Source organism: Mesorhizobium sp. WSM4898, from assembly GCF_029625845.1.
GTDB lineage: Bacteria > Pseudomonadota > Alphaproteobacteria > Rhizobiales > Rhizobiaceae > Mesorhizobium.
On record NZ_JARTVQ010000001.1, the window covers coordinates 846,135 to 866,144 of the forward strand.

The 20,010-nt window shown below is 64.3% G+C and carries 17 protein-coding genes; 10 read left to right on the forward strand and 7 right to left on the reverse strand.

Annotation, left to right across the window (positions count from 1 at the left end):
• Positions 1–48: 48 nt before the first annotated feature.
• The gene (locus P9228_RS04130) at positions 49–1,857 is read right to left on the reverse strand and encodes a winged helix-turn-helix domain-containing protein (RefSeq protein ID WP_278052476.1); all 1,809 of its coding nucleotides are present in this window, start codon (positions 1,855–1,857) and stop codon (positions 49–51) included.
• A gap of 204 nt (positions 1,858–2,061) precedes the next feature.
• Here P9228_RS04130 and P9228_RS04135 point away from each other — a divergent pair, with 204 nt between their 5' ends.
• The 3 genes from P9228_RS04135 to P9228_RS04145 all read left to right on the forward strand — a co-directional run bounded on the left by P9228_RS04135 (position 2,062) and on the right by P9228_RS04145 (position 4,435).
• The gene (locus P9228_RS04135; RefSeq protein WP_067003570.1) at positions 2,062–2,343 is read left to right on the forward strand and encodes a DUF4242 domain-containing protein; all 282 of its coding nucleotides are present in this window, start codon (positions 2,062–2,064) and stop codon (positions 2,341–2,343) included.
• Between the two features lie 133 nt (positions 2,344–2,476).
• A complete protein-coding gene (locus P9228_RS04140; protein WP_095824295.1) occupies positions 2,477–2,719 on the forward strand; it encodes a DUF1127 domain-containing protein in 243 nt (80 codons plus the stop codon).
• A gap of 123 nt (positions 2,720–2,842) precedes the next feature.
• On the forward strand, positions 2,843–4,435 hold the full coding sequence (locus P9228_RS04145) for a peptide chain release factor 3 (protein WP_095780207.1): 1,593 nt from the start codon (positions 2,843–2,845) through the stop codon (positions 4,433–4,435).
• Positions 4,436–4,502: 67 nt separating this feature from the next.
• Here the strand turns inward: P9228_RS04145 and P9228_RS04150 are convergent, their stop codons facing one another.
• Positions 4,503–4,973, reverse strand: a complete 471-nt coding sequence (locus P9228_RS04150; protein WP_067324344.1) for a VOC family protein — start codon at positions 4,971–4,973, stop codon at positions 4,503–4,505.
• A gap of 253 nt (positions 4,974–5,226) precedes the next feature.
• On the opposite strand from P9228_RS04150, the gene ilvD reads away from it, so the two are divergent.
• Complete coding sequence (gene ilvD / locus P9228_RS04155; protein WP_095824294.1) at positions 5,227–7,071, forward strand: dihydroxy-acid dehydratase; 1,845 nt, start codon at positions 5,227–5,229, stop codon at positions 7,069–7,071.
• Positions 7,072–7,212: 141 nt separating this feature from the next.
• On the opposite strand, the gene P9228_RS04160 is transcribed toward ilvD, so the two are convergent.
• Positions 7,213–8,967: an ABC transporter ATP-binding protein gene (locus P9228_RS04160; protein ID WP_127247564.1), complete on the reverse strand. Its 1,755-nt coding sequence runs from the start codon at positions 8,965–8,967 to the stop codon at positions 7,213–7,215.
• A gap of 166 nt (positions 8,968–9,133) precedes the next feature.
• Here P9228_RS04160 and P9228_RS04165 point away from each other — a divergent pair, with 166 nt between their 5' ends.
• Together P9228_RS04165 and P9228_RS04170 are read left to right on the forward strand one after the other, a co-directional pair.
• Complete coding sequence (locus P9228_RS04165) at positions 9,134–10,414, forward strand: amidohydrolase family protein (protein WP_127247565.1); 1,281 nt, start codon at positions 9,134–9,136, stop codon at positions 10,412–10,414.
• Between the two features lie 83 nt (positions 10,415–10,497).
• Positions 10,498–11,421, forward strand: a complete 924-nt coding sequence (locus P9228_RS04170; RefSeq protein ID WP_278052477.1) for a DMT family transporter — start codon at positions 10,498–10,500, stop codon at positions 11,419–11,421.
• Here the strand turns inward: P9228_RS04170 and P9228_RS04175 are convergent.
• Positions 11,418–12,320 (reverse strand): phosphotransferase family protein, encoded by a 903-nt coding sequence (locus P9228_RS04175; RefSeq protein WP_278052883.1) that lies wholly within the window; start codon positions 12,318–12,320, stop codon positions 11,418–11,420. The two genes, P9228_RS04170 and P9228_RS04175, sit on opposite strands and share 4 nt — an antisense overlap.
• 95 nt (positions 12,321–12,415) lie before the next feature.
• On the opposite strand from P9228_RS04175, the gene P9228_RS04180 reads away from it, so the two are divergent.
• Positions 12,416–13,048, forward strand: coding sequence for a class I SAM-dependent methyltransferase (locus P9228_RS04180; RefSeq protein ID WP_067324354.1), 633 nt, complete (start codon positions 12,416–12,418; stop codon positions 13,046–13,048).
• 13 nt (positions 13,049–13,061) lie between these two features.
• Here P9228_RS04180 and P9228_RS04185 read toward each other — a convergent pair whose 3' ends face one another.
• From P9228_RS04185 to P9228_RS04195, 3 genes are all read right to left on the reverse strand, one after another.
• On the reverse strand, positions 13,062–15,515 hold the full coding sequence (locus P9228_RS04185; protein ID WP_278052478.1) for an FAD-dependent oxidoreductase: 2,454 nt from the start codon (positions 15,513–15,515) through the stop codon (positions 13,062–13,064).
• A complete protein-coding gene (locus P9228_RS04190) occupies positions 15,512–16,408 on the reverse strand; it encodes a phosphotransferase family protein (protein WP_278052479.1) in 897 nt (298 codons plus the stop codon). The genes P9228_RS04185 and P9228_RS04190 overlap by 4 nt, the downstream gene beginning before the upstream one ends.
• A gap of 207 nt (positions 16,409–16,615) precedes the next feature.
• Complete coding sequence (locus P9228_RS04195) at positions 16,616–16,804, reverse strand: hypothetical protein (RefSeq protein WP_127214944.1); 189 nt, start codon at positions 16,802–16,804, stop codon at positions 16,616–16,618.
• A gap of 4 nt (positions 16,805–16,808) precedes the next feature.
• On the opposite strand from P9228_RS04195, the gene P9228_RS04200 reads away from it, so the two are divergent.
• From P9228_RS04200 to P9228_RS04210, 3 genes are all read left to right on the forward strand, one after another.
• Positions 16,809–17,573 (forward strand): DeoR/GlpR family DNA-binding transcription regulator, encoded by a 765-nt coding sequence (locus P9228_RS04200; RefSeq protein WP_095799264.1) that lies wholly within the window; start codon positions 16,809–16,811, stop codon positions 17,571–17,573.
• Between the two features lie 54 nt (positions 17,574–17,627).
• Positions 17,628–18,539, forward strand: coding sequence for a LysR substrate-binding domain-containing protein (locus P9228_RS04205; RefSeq protein ID WP_067003593.1), 912 nt, complete (start codon positions 17,628–17,630; stop codon positions 18,537–18,539).
• Positions 18,540–18,820: 281 nt separating this feature from the next.
• Complete coding sequence (locus tag P9228_RS04210) at positions 18,821–19,975, forward strand: ABC transporter substrate-binding protein (RefSeq protein WP_127403212.1); 1,155 nt, start codon at positions 18,821–18,823, stop codon at positions 19,973–19,975.
• Positions 19,976–20,010: the final 35 nt, after the last annotated feature.

Below are 20,010 nucleotides of genomic sequence, written 5' to 3' on the forward strand. Positions count from 1 at the left end.
ATTTCCCCGTCATGCCATCGCGCCGGCCAGACCTCAAGCGAGAAGCGGCTACGCGCCGCCCATCGCTATCTTCTGCGTCCCGACAACCAGGCCCTTCAGCTCTTCGCAGCGCCGCGTGAGCCGTGAAGAGTCGACCTTCTTCGCTAACGCCAACGCTGTGCCGAGCTCCAGCTCCGCGCCGGAACGATCGCCGAGCTGAATGAGCAGCGCCGCGAGCGCAAGCCTGGCATCGGCGACATTGACCGGCGAGCCGACCTCGCTCCAGCGCGAGCATGCGGTCTGCAGCTCCCGAACAGCCTCGGTGGGGCGGTCTTCCCGTATGAAAAGTTCAGCCTTGGCCTCGGCGGACAGCGCCCGGATGGAGGCCATCGGCCAGCGCTGCGGCTGGCTCTCCAGCTCGGTGATAACTTCTTTTGCGCGCTCGAGACGATTGGTGCGCGCCGCCACCTTGGCGAGAGTGGCAAGGACCATGCCTCGCCGCTGCAGCGTCGGCCAGCCGTTTCCGACCAGGGAGCGCTCGAGAGCGCTGAAGGCGGCCTCGGCCTGGCCTTGCTCCAGCTGCAGCAGCGCCAGTCCGGGCTGCGGATCCCAGCCGGCGGCATGGGACGCACGATAGGCTGTTTCCGCCTCGGTGAGATCTCCGGCGGCCAGATGAATGTCACCTAAGACACGCAGCGCATCGCCCGTCGCCCAGGGGGCGTCGACGGCGAGCTGGTCGAGCGCGGCGCGTACCAGCGCCTCAGCCTCCCTCAGCGTGCCGTGAACGCCGAGCACTTCGGCGCGATGCAGCCGGCAGGAGCCCGACAGATCCTCAAGCCCATGTCCCCTGCACCAGTCCTCATAGCCGAGGGTCCATTGGTTGGCCCTCGCCCAGTCGCCAAAATTCCGGCAGGCCCAAAGTATGTTGCAGTAGAGAATGCCGCCGACGACCGGGTCCACGTCGCTGGAGAGGCCGAGCGCGGCGGCGAAATCCTGGTCCTCCTGGCCGGATTTGGTCTCACCGAGGCAGAGCTTGAAAAAACCGCGATAGATCAGCCCGAGCGACTCCACGACCGGATCTTCGAGATCCCTGCCAACCGCGAAAGCCTTTTCGGCAAGCGCAAGCGCCTGCTCCGGCTCGGCTTCCGCGCCCATGATGCGCGCTCCCATCCAGCACCACAGGCCGTGCTCCCTGCTGTCGGTTGCGCCATCGATCAGCTGCGCCGCCCGCTTGTGCCAGCCCTTGGCGACGGCAAGTTCCCCTCTCTCCAGATGAACCCTGGCCAGGCCGATTGCCGGGGACGCCGCTCGCAAGCGCTCGCCGGCCACGCCGTAGGCAGTCACCGCGCGCGCCAGAAGCGGGATGGCTTCAGCCGGGCGGCCCATGCACTCCAGCGCAAGTGCCCATTCCTCAAGATCGGCCGTCAGCAGCTCGCCAGCGGCATCCGCTTCGGTGAAGCAGGCTGCGGCCTCGTGCCATTTTCTGACAGCAACAGCTTCGCGTGCCGACAGAACCGGTGAACCGGGGCTCGAAAGCTTGCCGCCCGCGCCGGCCGGCCCGTTCGCCGAAATGGGCGGCAGGTCGAGGCAAATCCGGTAGCCGAAGCGGGGCAGGTTGCGCAGCGCCGTTTCCATGCCGCCCTGGCGAAGAACGCCGCGGGCAAGGCTTGCCACGCGCTGCAACGAAGCTTCCGTCACCGTCACGCCCGGCCATAGCGTTTCAAGCAATTCGTCTTTGCTCATGGCCCGGTCCCGGTGCCGCAGCAGAATGGCGAGGAAATCGAAGACCAGGGGCTGCACCTCGATCTCGCTTCCGGCGAGACGGAGGGCGCGAGCGTCCTCGTTAAGATCGAAGTCGCCGAAGCAATAAGTTCCCATCGGCAGCAATCCTGTAACGGCAGTAGGCAAAGGATCGGAAGAAGATAAGGACGGCGTAAGGACTGTCGGCCGCCTCTTGCGCAATTCTCCGTCTGCCCGGCGAGCCATGCTGCAGTTTAGCTCAGCGGCCCCGGGAATGTCACCGGCATCGAATCTGGTCGAGCGTCCGGAGGCATTTGAACCCAAGATCAAGGAGATTGCGAAATGCAGAAATACATCATCGAACGTGAAATTCCCAAGGTCGGCACCTTCGAGCGCGAGCAGCTTCGCGACGCCTCCAAGGCCTCGAACGCCGTTCTCGCCGAGCTCGGCCCGGACATTCAGTGGGTCGAATCCTTCGTCGCGGATGACAAGACCTTCTGCGTCTACCTCGCCAAGGACGAGGCGATCATTCAGCGCCACGCCAAGATGAGCGGCTTCCCGGCCACCAAGATCACGCAGGTGAAGCGCCTGTTCGATCCGACGACGGCATACGCCGCCGCCTGATGGAGGGATCGATCGTGAAGTGCCTTGCAGGCGAGTTGCGAGCACGATCGATCCTGATCTTCTGTCGGCCAAACCTTCGGGAGGGCCAGTCTGGCCCTCCCGATTTCATCATTCAAACAGAGGAGGATAAACCATGACCATCCTTGGACAGGAGCTTGCGGCCAACCACTCCGCGCTCGGACGGTTCCTCGTTGCAATCTTCGAAATCTGCCGTTCCGGCGGAGGCGTGCTTGCGCGCATCCTGCGAAATCGCAGGGGTCGGGCCACGCTGGACGAATTGCCGGACTATCTGCTGCGCGACATCGGCATCGAGGGGGCGGAGATACGTTTAGCTACCCGGTTGGGCCGCCAGGACCGTCATCGCGAGCGAACCTGAACGGCCCAAGGTTCCTGTCAGGCCACATCGACTACGCTGTTCGGCCGTGCCGGTCTGCCCGAAACTGTCGACACGCCCAAAATGCGCTGCTAGAAGCCCGCGCCACAGACAGGATTCCAAAAATTGGCAGAAGACATCGAACAGGCGGTATCGCGCCGCCGCACTTTCGCGATCATCGCCCACCCCGATGCCGGCAAGACCACGCTCACCGAAAAGCTGCTTCTGTTCGGCGGCGCCATCCAGCTTGCCGGCGAGGTCAAGGCCAAGAAAGATCGCATCCAGACCCGGTCCGACTGGATGAAGATCGAGCGCGAGCGCGGCATCTCGGTCGTCACCTCGGTGATGACCTTCGAATATGACGACAACGTCTTCAACCTGCTCGACACGCCCGGCCATGAGGATTTCGCCGACGACACCTACCGCACGCTCTCTGCGGTGGATTCGGCCGTCATGGTCATCGACGCCGCCAAGGGCATCGAGCCGCGCACGCTGAAACTGTTCGAGGTCTGCCGGCTGCGCGACATCCCGATCATCACCTTTGTCAACAAGATGGACCGCGAGAGCCGCGATCCGTTCGAAATCCTCGACGAGATCGAGCAGAAGCTGGCGCTGGACACAGCACCGGTTACCTGGCCGATCGGCCGCGGCAAGACCTTTTCGGGCACCTATCACCTGGCGCAGAACGCGGTGCGCCGGAGCGATGACGAGAAGGAGCGCACGCCCGTAAACGGCCCGGATTCCAACCGCGTCGCCGGGCTTTTGCCGGAAAACGAGCGCAACGACTTCATCGAGGAACTGGAGCTCGCGCGGGAAGCGTGCAGACCCCTCGACATCGACGCCTTCCGCGAAGGCCATCTGACGCCGGTCTATTTCGGCTCGGCGCTGCGCAATTATGGAGTGCGCGACCTGATCGAGGCGCTCGGCGCCTACGGGCCGCCGCCGCGGGCCCAGGCAGCCGATGAACGCACGGTCGAGGCGACGGAGGGGAAGATGACCTCCTTCGTCTTCAAGATCCAGGCCAACATGGACCCCAACCATCGCGACCGCATCGCGTTCGTCCGCGTCTGCTCCGGCAAGCTGGAGCGTGGCATGAAGGCCAAGCTGGTGCGCACCGGCAAACCGATGAGCCTCTCGGCGCCGCAATTCTTCTTCGCCCGCACCCGCGTCACCGCCGACGAGGCCTTCGCCGGCGACGTCGTCGGCATACCCAATCACGGCACGCTGCGCATCGGCGACACGCTGACCGAGGGCGAGGAGATCCTGTTCCGCGGCGTGCCGAACTTCGCGCCGGAAATCCTGCGCCGTGTCCGCCTCGGCGATGCGATGAAAGCCAAGAAGCTGAAGGAAGCGCTGCATCAGATGGCCGAGGAGGGCGTCGTGCAGCTGTTCTCGCCTGAGGACGGCTCGCCGGCCATCGTCGGCGTTGTCGGCGCGCTGCAGCTCGATGTGCTGAAGGAGCGGCTTAACATCGAATACACGCTGCCGGTGGATTTCGAGATGTCGCGCTTCTCCGTCTGCCGCTGGATCTCGGCCGACGACAGGGCGGATGTCCAGCGCTTTATCGAGGCGCATCGCGGCGACATCGCCCGCGACCTCGACAACGATCCGGTCTTCCTCGCCCAGCACGCCTTCTCGCTCAACTACGAGGCCGAGCGCTGGAAAGCGATCCGCTTCGCCGCGGTCAAGGATTATCAAGTCCGCGACAAGGCGGCGTGATTGTGGTGAATAGTGAATAGTGATAGTCGGGCATCCTCACCATTCACCGTTCACTACTCACGCGTAATCACCCCTTCGCCGCTTCCTCGATCGTGGCGATGTCGATCTTGCCCATCTGCATCATCGCCGACATCACGCGCCCGGCCTTCGCTCTGTCGGGGTCCTGAAGCAGACGCGGCAACTGCTCCGGCACGACCTGCCAGGAAACGCCGAACTTGTCCTTCAGCCAGCTGCAGCGTCCCGGTTCGCCGCCGCCTTCGGTGAGTCTGGCCCAGAAATAATCGACTTCTTCCTGCGTTTTGCAGTCGATCGACAGCGACATCGCCTCGGTGAACTTGTATTGCGGCCCCCCGTTGAGGGCTTGGAACTGCACCCCGTCGAGCTCGAACGAGGCGACCAGAACCTGGCCTTCCTGGGGATGGCCCTTGGGCCAGCGCGTGACGCTAAGCACCTTCGAATTCTTGAAGATGGCGACGTAGTGGTTCATGGCCTCCTCGGCCTGGCCGTCGAACCAAAGGAAGGTGGTGATCTTCTGCATGTCTTGCTCCTCCGACTTGTTCAGGTTGGCTCATCATCAACGGCGCGCCGGCGATTTGGCGCGGCTTTCGTACCGTCTGCCTCAAGGACGGCTCGGCGCGGCGCGATCCGACAGCGTTTTTCAAATTTCCTGAAGAATCGTGGCGCAGCGCAAAATTGTGGCAAGCCCGGACCTTGGCCGCTATAACCGCTGCCGACTGAAATACAGCGCCGCCGCGCCACGTTTTAGCGCGGCCAGCCAGCAAGGAATACCGATGCCCGCCTACCGTTCCCGCACCACCACCCATGGCCGCAACATGGCCGGCGCCCGTGGCCTGTGGCGTGCCACCGGCATGAAGGACAGTGATTTCGGCAAGCCGATCATTGCGGTGGTCAATTCCTTCACCCAGTTCGTCCCGGGCCATGTGCACCTGAAGGATCTCGGCCAGCTCGTCGCGCGCGAGATCGAGAAGGCCGGCGGCGTCGCCAAGGAGTTCAACACCATCGCCGTCGACGACGGCATCGCCATGGGTCACGACGGCATGCTCTATTCGTTGCCGTCGCGCGAGCTGATCGCCGACTCCGTCGAATACATGGTCAATGCGCACTGCGCCGACGCCATGGTCTGCATCTCCAACTGCGACAAGATCACGCCCGGCATGCTGATGGCCTCGCTACGCCTCAACATCCCGACCGTTTTCGTCTCCGGCGGCCCGATGGAAGCCGGCAAGGTGGTGCTGGGCGGCAAGGCGCAGGCGCTCGACCTCGTCGACGCCATGGTGGCCGCGGCCGACGACCGAATTTCAGATGAGGACGTCAAGGTGATCGAGCGCTCGGCCTGCCCGACCTGCGGCTCCTGCTCGGGCATGTTCACGGCGAACTCGATGAACTGCCTGACCGAAGCGTTGGGTCTCTCGCTGCCCGGCAACGGCTCGACTTTGGCCACCCATGCCGATCGCAAGCGGCTGTTCGTCGAGGCAGGCCATCTGATCGTCGATCTTGCGCAGCGCTATTACGAGCAGGAGGACGACAGTGCGCTGCCGCGCAGCATCGCCTCCAAGGGAGCCTTCGAGAATGCCATGGCCCTCGACATCGCCATGGGCGGCTCGACCAACACGGTGCTGCACATCCTGGCTGCCGCGCATGAGGGCGAGGTCGACTTCACCATGGAGGATATCGACCGGCTGTCGCGCCAAGTGCCGGTGCTTTGCAAGGTGGCGCCGGCCAAGTCCGACGTGCACATGGAGGATGTTCACCGCGCCGGCGGCATCATGGCGATCCTCGGCCAGCTCGACCAGGCCGGGCTGATCAACCGCGATCTGCCGACAGTCCACACCGCAACGCTGGGCGAAGCGCTCGACCATTGGGACATCGCCCGCACTTCCGCAGAGAATGTGCGCGAGTTCTTCCGCGCCGCGCCCGGCGGCGTGCCGACGCAGGTCGCCTTCAGCCAGGATCGCCGCTGGGAGGATCTCGACACGAACCGCGAGACGGGCGTCATTCGCTCGGCCAAGACGCCGTTCTCGAAGGATGGCGGCCTCGCCGTGTTGAAGGGCAATCTGGCGCTCGACGGCTGCATCGTGAAGACGGCCGGCGTCGACGAGTCGATCCTGAAATTCACCGGTCCGGCCCGCGTCTTCGAAAGCCAGGACGCTTCCGTCAAGGCGATCCTCGGCAACGAGATCAAGGCGGGCGACATCGTCGTCATCCGCTATGAGGGGCCGCGCGGCGGCCCCGGCATGCAGGAGATGCTCTACCCGACCAGCTATCTTAAGTCGAAGGGCCTCGGCAAGGCCTGCGCGCTGATCACCGACGGCCGCTTCTCCGGCGGCACGTCGGGTCTGTCGATCGGCCACGTCTCGCCGGAAGCCGCCGAGGGCGGGCTGATCGGCCTGGTTCAGGAAGGCGACACGATCGAGATCGACATCCCGAACCGCAAGATCCATCTCGCCGTCAGCGAAGCCGAGCTCGACGCCCGCCGCAAGGCTATGGCGGCCAAGGGCGCGGATGCCTGGAAGCCTGAGGAAAAGCGCAAGCGCAAGGTGACGACGGCGCTGCGCGCCTACGCCGCCTTCGCCACCAGCGCCGACAAAGGTGCTGTCAGGAAAGTGCCGGAATAAGTCGGGCAGCGCCCCCCTACCTCCCCCTTGTGGGCCCCTCTGTGGGGAGGTCGGACCGAAGGTCCGGGTCGGTCGGCGCCGCACCTCCACCCCGCTGCTGCGCAGCGACCCTCCCCATAACGGGGAGGGTAAGCGCCGGCGTCACGGCATCAGCTGATATTCATAAAGCTTCTGATAGAGTCCGCCCTGTTTGAGCAGGGACTTGTGCGGGCCGCTTTCCAGCACCTTGCCGTTTTCCAGCACCACGATCGTGTCGGCCTGATGCACCGTTGACAGCCGATGCGCGATGACGATGGTCGTGCGTCCGACCGTGAGTTGCTGCAGCGCGTCGCGGAACAGCGCTTCCGACTCGGCGTCCAGCGCGCTGGTCGCCTCGTCGAGCAGCAGGATCTCGGCATTGCGCAGCATGGCGCGCGCGATCGAGATGCGCTGGCGCTGGCCGCCGGACAGCAACGAGCCGTTCTCGCCCACCTCCGTCTCGTAGCCCTTGACCATGGCGCTGATGAAGTGATGCGCGTTGGCGGCCTTGGCCGCGGCGATCACCTCCTCGTCGGTCGCGTCCTGACGCCCGAGACGTATGTTGTGCATGATGGTGCCGGCGAACAGGAACGTGTCCTGGCTGACATAGGCAATCTTCTGCCTGAGTGAATCGAGCGTGGCGAAGGAGATGTCCTGGCCGTCGAACATGACCTTGCCGCTTTGCGGGTCGTACATGCGCATGATCAGGTTGAGGATCGTTGACTTGCCGCCGCCGGAAGGTCCGACCAGCGCCGTCATCTTGCCGGCCGCCAGGGTCAGGTTGAGCTGTTCGAAAACCGGCGGGCTCTCGGGATAGGCGAAGCTGACATTGTCGAAGCGGATTTCGCCCGGGCCCGGCTGCAGCGGCTTGGCGCCGGGCTTTTCGGCCAGCGTCAGCGGCCGGTCGGCAAGCTGGAACATCATGCGTACGCCGACGATGCCGGTCTCCAGCGAGATGCGCACGCGCGCCAGCCGCTTTGCCGGCTCATAAGCGAGCAGCAGCGCCCCGATAAAGGCCATGATGTTGCCCGGCATCTGGCCGCCCTGCAGCACCAGGAAGCCGCTGATGAAGACTGCGCCGGCAATCGCCAGACCGGCAAGCGTTTCCATCACCGGGCTGGTGGCTGCCTCGAGCGTCGCGATGTTGTTGGCGCGGTTCTGGACGTCCGACACGGCCTTGTACATGCGCTTGCGCATCGCGCCTTCGAGATTGAAGGATTTGACGACGCGCACGCCGATTGCCGTTTCCTGCATCACATGCACGATCTGGCCGAGCGAGCGGAATTCCATCTTGGCGATCTGGCGCACGCGCTTGAGAATGCTGTTGACGCCGTAGATCGCCACCGGTCCGACGACGAAGCAGATCAGCGACAGCGCCGGCTGCTCCCAGACCATCACTGCGACCAGCACGATCAACGTCACCAGATCGCGCACATAGGACGTGACGACGAGGTCGAGCACGCTGCGCGCGGCTTGGGCGTTGTTGGTCATGCGGGTGATCAGGTCGGACGACGAGGTCGAATGGTAGAATTCGATGCCTTGCGCCAGGATCCGGTCATAGATCTTTCGCTGCCTATCGGCGATGATGGCATTGCCGACCCGGCTCATGAAATAGGCCTGAACGAAGGTCGCCAGGCCCTTGAGGACGAAGATAGCGGCGACCGCGGCCGCGATCAGGTTGATGCGATCCGCTCTCTTGTAGACCACGAATTCGTTGGTGATCTCCTTCAGGATCCATGCGCTTGCCCCCGTCATGGCGGCCACCACCAGCATCGACACAATGGCCGCGCCATAGCCGAATTTATGCTCCCGGAAAGATTCTCGTACCAGCCTTGCGACAAGGCGCTGGTTCTCCGTCGAGCGGAAGAAGCGAAACAAACGGCCGATCCTGTGTCTGGCTTATCAAATTTCGGATTCGCCACGGGGGCGAGAGGCGGCTTATAGAGCGAGTTGGCGCCGGAGGAAACGCCGGCAGGGAAGAAACGGCTGCGGCGGGCCGCCTTTCCGATCACGATACGCTGATTTCTACCAAAGGGATGACGACATGGATTTCGACCTCATCGTGCGCGGCGGCACGCTGCCGGACGGCAGGATCGCCGATATCGGCATCGCTGGCGAAACCATCGCCGCGATCGAGCCTCAGTTGCAAGGCGCAGCTCGGAGCGAGGTCGATGCGCGCGGCAATCTCGTCTCGCCGCCCTTCGTCGATCCGCATTTCCATATGGACGCCACGCTCTCCTATGGCATTCCGCGCATCAACGCTTCGGGCACGCTGCTCGAAGGCATTGCGCTCTGGGGCGAGTTGAAGCCGCTCCTGACGCATGAGGCGGTGCGCGACCGCGCGCTCGCCTATTGCGACTGGGCGGTGTCGATGGGCCTGCTTGCCATCCGCACCCATGTCGATGTCTGCGACGACCGGCTGCTTGCCGTGGAAGCTCTGCTGGACGTGAAGAAAACGGTCGCCCCCTATCTCGACCTGCAGCTTGTCGCCTTTCCGCAGGACGGGTTTTATCGCTCGCCGACGGCCCGCGAAAACACAATCCGGGCGCTGGATATGGGCGTCGACATCGTCGGCGGCATCCCGCATTTCGAGCGCAGCATGGCCGATGGCACGCGCTCGGTGACGGAGCTCTGCGAGATCGCGGCGAAGCGCGGCCTGATGGTCGACATGCATTGCGACGAGACAGACGACCCGCTTTCGCGCCACATCGAGCAGCTTGCCTATGAAACGCAGCGCCTCGGCTTGCAGGGCAGGGTGGCGGGCTCGCACCTCACCTCGATGCATTCCATGGACAATTACTACGTCTCGAAGCTGTTGCCGCTGATCGCCGAGGCCGGCGTCTCTGCGATCCCCAATCCGCTGATCAACATCATGCTGCAGGGGCGCCACGATACTTTCCCCAAGCGGCGCGGCCTGACCCGCGTGAAGGAGATGCTGGCGCTCGGCATCCGCGTCGGCTGGGGCCAGGACTGCGTGCTCGACCCATGGTATTCGCTGGGCACGGCGGACATGCTCGACGTGGCCTTCATGGGCCTGCATGTCGCGCAGATGTCGAGCCCGGCCGACATGACGCGCTGCTTCGACATGGTCACCAGCGTCAACGCCGCCATCATGGGGCTTGATCATCTCGGTCTGGCCGTCGGCAAGCGGGCGAGCCTTGTCGTGCTCGACGCCGGCAATCCGATCGAGGCCGTCCGCCTGCGCCCCGAGCGCCTCTGTGTCATCGCCAAGGGCAAGGTGGTAGCCGAACGGACCCGACAGGAGACGCGGCTGTCGATTGCCGGTCGGCCGGAGAGCGTCAACCGCAGGCACAAATCCGCGTAGCGCCAGCCGATTTCCGCCGCTGGTCTTACGGATCGTTCGAATTTTCCTCCTCAAAGCGACAGATTGCGAGTAGGGAGCCGGGCATGGCCCAGTTCCTCGCCCGCAATCTCACGATCAAGAATGTCCTGCTCGCCGGCATTCTCTTGATGCTGGCCGGCGACTTCATGTTCGCGCTGAACGACGCGATGGGCAAATGGTTGGTCGCTTCCTTCTCGGTCGGCCAAGTGGTGCTGGTTCGCTCCATCGGCGCCTTCTTGGTGCTCGGGCCGATGATCGCCAACCAGGGCGCGGGCAAGCTTTTTCAGGTGGAAAGGCCGGTGCTGCAGGTCCTGCGCGTCGCGGCGACCACGCTTGACACCGGGCTGTTCTATGCCTCGGTCGTCTATCTGCCGCTCGCGGACGTGATGAGCTTCTACATGGCCGGACCGATCTATGTCGCCGCGCTCTCGCATCTCCTGCTCGGCGAGAAGGTCGGCTGGCGGCGCTGGCTGGCGATCCTGGTCGGCTTCTGCGGTGTGCTGATCATCCTGAAGCCCTCGTCGGCCGCGTTTTCGCTGTCATCGGCCTATGCGCTGATCGGCAGCATTGCCTTCGGCTTCGCCATCATTCTCGGCCGGCGTTTGCGCGGAACCAGTGACACGACGCTGGTCACCTGGCAGACCATCGGCACGTTGATTGTCGGCGGCGTTCTGACCATCGGCGCCTGGCGTACGCCGTCGGCGCTCGATTTCGGCGCCATGCTTTTGCTCGGCATTGTCTCCTGCGCCGCCCATCTGATGATCACCCGCGCGCTGAAGCTGGCGCCGGCGTCAACGCTGGCGCCGCTGCATTACAGCCTGCTCCTGTGGGCCATTGTCTTCGGCCTGGTCTTCTTCGGCGATGTGCCGAGCCCGCGGATACTCGCCGGCTCGGCCATCGTTGTGCTCGCCGGCATCTTCATCTTCCATCGCCAGAAGGTGGTCGAGACCGTCGTGCCGCCCGAGAATGTGCCGAAGGGCGTCAATTAGCCCTTTCGTATTGCGGCGAGGTGGCGTGAAAACTCGGGCGTCTCCATCAGCGCCTTGCAGCGGGCGAAGCGTCCGTCCGCATAGGCGCGGAAATCGTCGACCGGGTTGTTGTTGGCGAGCTGGATCAGCCCCCACAGCGTCCAGAGCAGGTCGCACATGGCCTTGTAAATGACGACGCGGCCGCGCTCGGCCGGCCTTGCTTCGCCGCCGAAATAGGCGCGCATCAGCTCTTCGTCCTGGCCGGCGTCGAACTTGCCTTCGACCGAGAGGTCGCCGAGATCCCACAACGGATCGTTCATGCCGGAGTACTCCCAGTCGACGATCCACATCCGCTCCCCGGTATCGAGAAAGTTTTCGCAGAGCGGATCGCAGTGGCAGGCAGCAAGCTGGATCGGGTGCGCGACCAATGCTTCGCGCACGCTGCCCGCCTCGCGCACCACGTCGTGATAGCCGGGCGGCAGGGCCACATCCTTGGTCGACAGTACGTTCAGATAGTCGTCGATCATCGCAAACAGCTCGAAGCGGAAGGGGAAGACCGCGCCGGACGAATGCAGCTTTCGGAAGGCTGCGCCCGCGCGCGCCGGACTTCCCTGCCTGGCCTTGAACTTTTCCGGCGACATGGTCTCGGCGTCGGCGACGAAGCGCGTTGCCATCAAGCCGGATGCGGGGTCGGCAAAAAGCACCTCCGGGCTGACGCCGGCCTTGGCCGCCTCGCGCGCCGCCACCGCCTCGTTGGCGCGGTTGATATATTCCTCCGTGCCCTTGCCGGGAATGCGCAGGCAGACCTCGCCGGCCTTGTAGACACGGTTGGTAAGGCCGCCCAGCCGCTCCAGCGGCCCCTTGTATCCGGCAAGCGCCGGAATGGCGGCCAGCGCCGCGCGCGCCTCTTCCATCGTCACCCCCTTAACCATCACGCCATGTTTATGGCGGAACGGTTCCACAGTTTTTGCCGCTTGGCTACCATGGCCGACACGAATCGGCGGCGGGAGCGGCAATGGCGGACGGCAAGCACAACAGCGCGCTAAGCGCGGCCTATGCCGCAACACGGCCGGACGAGGTGGCCGCAATCTACGACAGCTGGGCCGAAACTTACGACGCCGATATGTCGGCGGCCGGCTATCGCCATCCGACCATCTGCCTGGCCCTGCTGGCCCGCCATCTGCCGCGCGGCGCGGAACCTGTGCTCGACGCAGGCGCCGGCACCGGGCTGATCGGCGAATGGCTCGCAATCACCGGCTATCCTCGTGTCGAGGCGCTCGACATCTCGCAAGGCATGCTGGACAAGGCCGGCGCCAAGGGCGTCTACACGGCGCTGCATCGTCTGGCGCTGGGCGGCGCCCTGCCTTTCGCGGACGGCGCCTATGCCGGCATCGTTTCGGCGGGCGTCTTCACCTCCGGCCATGTCGGCGTCGAGGGGCTGGACGAACTGATCCGCATCTGCCGTCCAGGCGGCATCATCGTGCTGACGATCAAGAACACGCTCTGGCAGGCCGGCTTTGCCGAGCGGATCGCCGTGCTCGAAGCGGAGGACGTCATAACCCGGCTTGAAGAGACACGGCCTTACGCGTCGATGCCCGGCGAGGGCGATGCGGTGCCAAGCAGAGGCCTCGTGCTGCGCGTCGGCTGACCGCTTTCCTCGCTTAAGCCTTTATCTTCTCTCCGGCCGGATCGTACATCGGCTCGAGATGGATCTTTGCCGGCGTGCGCTCCATCGCCACCACCAGTTCATAGGCGCCGGAGGCGAGGAAGTCGTCGCTGACGCCATCGGCGTTGCGCACATAGCCATAGCCGATGTTCTTCTCCACCGTATAGCCATAGCCGCCGCTGGTGAGATAGCCGACCGGTTGGCCGTTGCGCAGGATCGTCTCGCGTCCGGCCAGGACGACGTCCGGATCGTCGACCGTGAAGCCGGCAAAGCGTTTTGTCAGCGGCTGGCCGGCCGCTTTCTCCAGCGCCCGCCGCCCGATGAAGCCGTTGTTCTTCCTGAGCTTCACAGCCCAGCCGAGGCCCGCTTCCTGCGGCGTGTCATTCGGCGTGATGTCCGCCCCCCAGGCGCGATAGCGCTTTTCCAGCCGCAGCGATTCCAGCGCCCGGTAGCCGACCGGGCGGATGCGATGCTGTTTCCCGGCTGCCATGAGGGCATCAAAAATCTCGCCCGTCGCGGTAATCGGCACATGCAACTCCCAGCCGAGCTCGCCGACATAGGTCACCCGCAGCGCCCGCACGGTGTGGCCGGCGATGTCGATCTCGCGCGCGTGGCCGAAGGGGAAGGCGGCGTTAGAGACATCCGCACCCGTTACCGCCGACAGCACGTCGCGGGCGCGCGGCCCCATCAGCGACAGCGTGCCGAAATCCTCGGTCACGTCTTTCAGCGCCGCGTCGAGTCCCTGGCCGAGATGGTCGCCGATCCACGAAAAATTATGCGTGCGGAAACCGGTGCCGGTGACGATGTAGAACCTGTCCTCGCCGAGCCGTGCCACCGTGAGGTCTGCTTCGATGCCGCCGCGCGTGTTGAGAAGCTGCGTATAGGTCAGCCGGCCGACCGGCTTGTTGATGTCGTTGGCGCAGATCCAGTCGAGCGCCCTCAGCGCATCGGCCCCGGTCATCTCATATTTGGCAAAGGAGGATTGGTCGAAGATGCCGACTTTCTCGCGCACATGCCGATGTTCCTCGCCGACCGCCTCGAACCAGTTCTGCCGGCCCATTGAATAGATGTCTTCCGGCTCTACGCCGTCGGGCGCGAACCAGTTCGGCCGCTCCCAGCCGAGCTTCGAGCCGAACACGGCGCGGTGCTCTCTCAGCCGCTCATAGAGCGGCGAGACGATGCGCGGCCGGCCCGAGAGATATTCCTCATGCGGGAAGCCGATGGTGTAGTGCTTGCCATAGGCCTCGAGCGTGCGGTCGCAGACCCATTGCCGGTCGCGGTGCAGGTTGGAAAAACGCCTGATGTCGACCACCCAGAGGTCGAGCGGCGCCTCGCCGTCGACCACCCATTGCGCCAGCACCCAGCCGGCGCCGCCGCCGGACGCGATGCCGAAGGCGTTGAAGCCGGCGCCGACGAACATGTTGGCGCATTCGGGCGCGACACCAAGGATGAAATTGCCGTCCGGGGTAAAGCTCTCCGGCCCGTTGATCATTTGCTTCACGCCGACATTGGCCAGCGCCGGCACCCGCTCGATCGCCTGCGCCATATGCTGCTCGAAGTGGTCGTAATCATCATCGAACAGGCGGAACTCCCAGTCGTTGGGCACGTCGCCCCCGGGGGGCTCAGTCGTCCAGGCCTGCGGGTTCGGCTCATAGCCGCCCATCACCAGCCCGCCGACCTCTTCCTTGAAATAGGTGCGGCGGTCGGGGTCGCGGATTGTCGGCGCGTCGTTGGCCAGCCCCTCGAGCTTCTCGGTGATGATGTACTGGTGCTTGACCGGCTGCAGCGGCACGTTGATGCCGGCCATCGCGCCGACCTGCCTTGCCCATTGCCCGGCGCAGTTCACCACCTTGTCGCAGGCAATGTCGCCCTTTTCGGTCTTCACCGCGGTGATGCGTCCGCCCGTCATCTCGAATCCGGTGACGCGCGCGTCCTCGAACAGTTTTGCGCCATGCATGCGCGCGCCCTTGGCGAGCGATTGCGTGATATCGGAGGGGCTGGCCTGACCGTCGGTCGGCAGCCAGGAGGCGCCGACGAGGTCGCCGGTTTCCATCAGCGGCCACATGCGCTTCACCTCGGCGGGCGACAGCAGCTGCATGTCCATGCCGAAGCTTTTTGCCGTCGTCGCCAATCGCTTGAACTCGGTCCAGCGATCGGCGTTGGTGGCGAGCCTGAGGCACCCGGTCATTTTCCAGCCGGTCGCCAGTCCCGTTTCGGCCTCGAGCCCCTTATAGAGCTCGACGGAATATTTGAGCACGCGGGTTATCGAGGCCGACGAGCGCAGCTGCCCGACCAGTCCGGCCGCGTGCCAGGTCGAGCCCGAGGTCAGCTTGCCTTGCTCCAGCAGCACCACGTCGGCCTTGTGGTCGCGCGCCAAATGATAGGCGGTCGAGCAGCCGATGATGCCGCCGCCGATGACCACGATCCCGGCATGGCTGGGCAAAGTCATGATCTTGTCCCGTATCTCGTCCGGTAGTTTTCCAGTGCAGCGTCGAGCCGCACCAGGTTCTCTTCGGTATAGGCGACGTAATCGATGCCGGGCGCGTCGAGATAAATCTCGGAGACCATGCTCCACATTGCCTCGCGCAGCAGCGAGGCGCATTGCATGGCCGCGTGCGAGCGGCGGATCTCGCTGTCCGGCTCCTTCATGAAATAGGCGGTCAGGAAGGCGAAGGATTCCTCGTCGCTCATGCCCGCATTCGAGGCGGCCCCGGCCAGGTCGAACATGGCCGTGTTGAAGCCGGCATATTCGAAATCGATCAGCCACAGCCGCTTGCCGTCGTCGAGGATGTTGGCCGGCAAAAGATCATTGTGGCCGAAGACGATCGGCAAAAGCTTCTGCGCCCGTTCGAGCTCGTCGGCTAAAGCGAGATAGCGCGGCAGCTCGTCCTTCTTGCGGCTGCCACCTTCCTCGAGCGTGCGCGCATAGTCGCGGATGACATGAAAGACCCAGAACATGAAACCGGCGCCGGAGACGTGGTTCGGCATCTCGCGGTGAAAGCGCCGCAGCAGCGCCGCCACGCGGCCGAGATCGGCGCGCACATCCTCGGCAAGGAAGGTCCTGGCGCCGAGAAACTGGGTCACCAGAATTCCGGGCTCGGCGTAGTGCACGCCCGGCGCGAAGCCGGCGGCATGCGCCGCGCGCGCCGTCATCACCTCGCGCTCGCGAAAGACATGGTGGAACGGGAAGTCCTGGCCGAAGCGCACCACGTGCCGGCCGGCGGCGTCGGTAACGACATAATTGGCGTTGCTGAGGCCGCCCGGCAGCGGCTCGATCTCGATGCCGCCGCTCCAGCAGGGCAGAGCGCGGATGCGGTCTTCGGTGGTTACGGCGGCGCTCACGGGTTCGGTCCTGCTTCGGCCGGCTTACGACAAAGCGCCGGTTTCTCACAAAGCGATGAGAGAAAAAAGAAAGGCCTCGTCGGTGCGGGATGCCGGGATTGATATCCCTCACCACACCGACGAGCCCCTTGGCCAGGCTTAGGATCCCGGCATCCGCCCCCGCGGATTCGAAAAAAGCTCGCGTCAGGCACGTTCCAGAAAATCTGGTCAGTCGATTGCGGCTCTGCCATCACCCTCCTGTGGCAGTTCCGAGCCTGTCACGACAACAATCTCACGCCAGCGTGATGTTGCTGTCAATAAAAAGCTGTGACCTTTTTTGGGTGTTTTGCCCGAAAATATGAGCAATTCCTTTAAAAGCGTTAGGAATGCCGTAGAATCGGTCAAAATCCCGGACATCCACATGATCCACTCGAAACGGCACGGCGAGATCCTGCGGCTCCTCGGTGAGGAGGGCACGATCACCATCGCCAGCCTGGCCGAGCGCCTGGGCGTGTCGCTGGAGACGGTCAGGCGCGACGTGAAACCGCTGACGGATGACGGAGCATTGCTCAAGATGCATGGCGCCGTCAGCCTGCGCTCTATGACAGGCGAGGCGCCGTTCGAGCGCCGCATGCGCGAGAATGCCGAAGCAAAGCGTCTGATTGCCCGCATGGTCGCGGCCACCATCCGCGACGGCGAGTCGATCATGCTCGACACCGGCACCACCACGTCCTTCCTGGCGCGCGAACTGCTCGGCCATCGCCGCCTGACGGTGGTCACCAATTCGTCCGACATCGCCCGTACGCTGGCGACGGTGAACGGCAACAAGGTCTACATGGCCGGCGGCGAGCTACGCAGCGATTCAGGCGCGGCCCTCGGAGTCGCGGCGATCGAATTCGTAAGCCGCTTCTCGGTCAGCCACGCGGTGATCTCCATCGGCGCGGTCGACGCCGTCGCCGGCCTGACCGACTACGAGCTGGAGGAGGCGGAATTCGCCCGCATGGTGTTGTCGCGCGGGCAACGCACGCTGGTCGTCACCGACCATACCAAGTTCGGCCGGCAGGGCCTGGTTCAGGTCTGCGGCTTCGACGGTTTCTCCGAGCTCGCCACCGACCAGCCGCCGCCGCGCGACATCGCCGCCGCGCTCAGCCAGGCCGGCGCGCGTCTCAGCATTGCGACGGCCTAGCGCCGGAGCCGCCAACGGCTTTCCTTCCCGGCCGCGCCGGTGTTTAGTCGGGTCATGGCCTTCACCATCCGCCAGCTCCAGTTCTTCGTCGCCGTCGCCGAGCAAGGCACGGTCTCGGGCGCCGCGCAGAACCTCTCCATCTCGCAATCCTCGGTCACCGAGGCGATCAAGGAGCTGGAGAGCGATCTCGGCGTCGAGCTGTTCGACCGCCACCCGCGCGGCCTCAACATCACCCATAAGGGCCACCAGTTCCTGCGCCACGCGACGAAAATCCTGGCCGACGTTTCCGATGCGCGCCGCGCTTTCCTAGGCGATCAACTCACAGCGGGCGGGCGGCTGCAGCTCGGCGTCACCTCGCTTGTTGCCGGCTACGTGCTCTCCGATCTGCTGGCTCGCTACCGCCGCGCCTATCCAAGCGTCGAAGTCTCGGCGATCGAGGACAATGGCGACTATCTCGAGCATCTGCTGGTCGGCGGCAAGCTCGACATCGCCGTCATGGTCACGTCGAATTTGCGCGATCGCACCGCGCTGCAGTCGGAAATCCTCGAAGTCTCGGCCTATCGGCTCTGGCTGCCGCTCAGCCACAAGCTCGCCAGCGCCGACATTATCTCGATCGGCGACATCGCTTCCGAACCGCTGATCATGCTGACCGTCGACGAGATCGAGGAGAACACCGGCAAGCTGCTGTCGGCGCTCGGTGCGAGACCGCATGTCGCCTTCCGCACCCGCTCCGTCGAGGCCGTGCGCAGCCTCGTCGCCACCGGCGCCGGCGTGGCGCTGCTGCCAGATCTCGTCTATCGTCCCTGGTCGCTGGAAGGCGACCGCATCGAATCCCGCGATATCTCCGGCTCGCTTCCGGTCGTCCAGGTCGGCATGGTTTGGCGCCGCGGTTCCAGCCTGCCGCAGGCCGCCCGCGACTTTATCGGACTTGCCCAGTCGCAGCGCATGGTCCGGCAGCGGCTCTGATCAGAGCGATTCCAGCAAAGTGTGAACGGTTGGGCTCGGCGACTTCGCCGCAACCTTCCGTCCGAAATGGCGTCGGAAAGAGTATCGGAAAATCCGATATCGGCTTTCTGATAAATGGATTTGCGAAACCGGAATTTTCACAGCACTTTTCGCTCAGGGAACAAAGCCGCTCGGGAGCGCGGCTGCCGGGGTGATGGGAACTCTGGCGTTCAGGTTTGCGTGTGATCCTTGTTGAAAACCGGATCGGTTTCGGGGTCATGCGCCAAAATGGGAGATCGATGATGAATGCATTCCTGAAGTCATGCACGGCGTTGACGGTTGCGCTGACCTTCTCGGGTCAGGCGATCGCCCAGGTCAAGGAAGTCGGCAAGGGCGAGGGCGAGCTGAATATCGTCGCCTGGCCGGGCTATATCGAGCGGGGCGAGACCGACAAGAACTACGACTGGGTGACCGCCTTCGAGAAGGAGACCGGCTGCAAGGTCAACGTCAAGACCGCCAATACGTCGGACGAGATGGTCTCGCTGATGAACGAAGGCGGCTTCGACCTGGTGACGGCTTCTGGTGATGCTTCGCTGCGCCTCGTCGCCGGCAAGCGCGTGCAGCCGATCAACACCGACCTCATCAAGAGCTGGAAGACGGTCGACGACCGTCTCAAGGACGCGCCCTGGTTCACCGTCGACAAGGTGCATTACGGCGTGCCCTACCAGTGGGGCCCGAACATCTTGATGTACAACACCACCGTCTTCAAGGAAGCGCCCAAGAGCTGGAACGTCGTTTTCGAGGAGATGAAGCTGCCCGACGGCAAGTCGAACAAGGGTCGTGTCCAGGCCTATGACGGCCCGATCCATATTGCCGATGCCGCCAACTACCTGATGTTCCACAAGCCGGAACTGGGCATCAAGGATCCGTACGAGCTCAGCGAAGACCAGTACAAGGCGGCGCTCGATCTGCTGCGCACCCAGCGCACCCTGGTCGGCCGCTACTGGCATGACGCCGCGATCCAGGTCGACGATTTCCAGAACGAAGGCGTCGTCGCCTCCGGCTCGTGGCCGTATCAGGTGAACACGCTGATCGCCGCCAAGAAGCCGGTCGCCTCGACCGTGCCGGAGGAGGGCGTGACCGGCTGGGCCGACACCACCATGATGGAAGCCGACGCCGCCCATCCGAACTGCGCCTATATGTGGCTCGAGCACTCGCTCTCGCCCAAGGTCCAGGGCGATGTGTCGTCCTGGTTCGGCTCGCTGCCGGTCGTGCCCGCCGCCTGCAAGGGCAATGAACTGCTCGGCGACGAGGGCTGCAAGACCAACGGTTACGACAATTTCGAGAAGATCAAGTTCTGGAAGACGCCGATCTCGAAATGCGCCAGCCAGAATGACAAGTGCGTGCCCTATTACCGCTGGGTGTCGGACTATATCGGCGTCATCGGCGGGCGGTGAGTTCGCCTGGCCTTTAGAAGTTGGCGCTGCCCCTC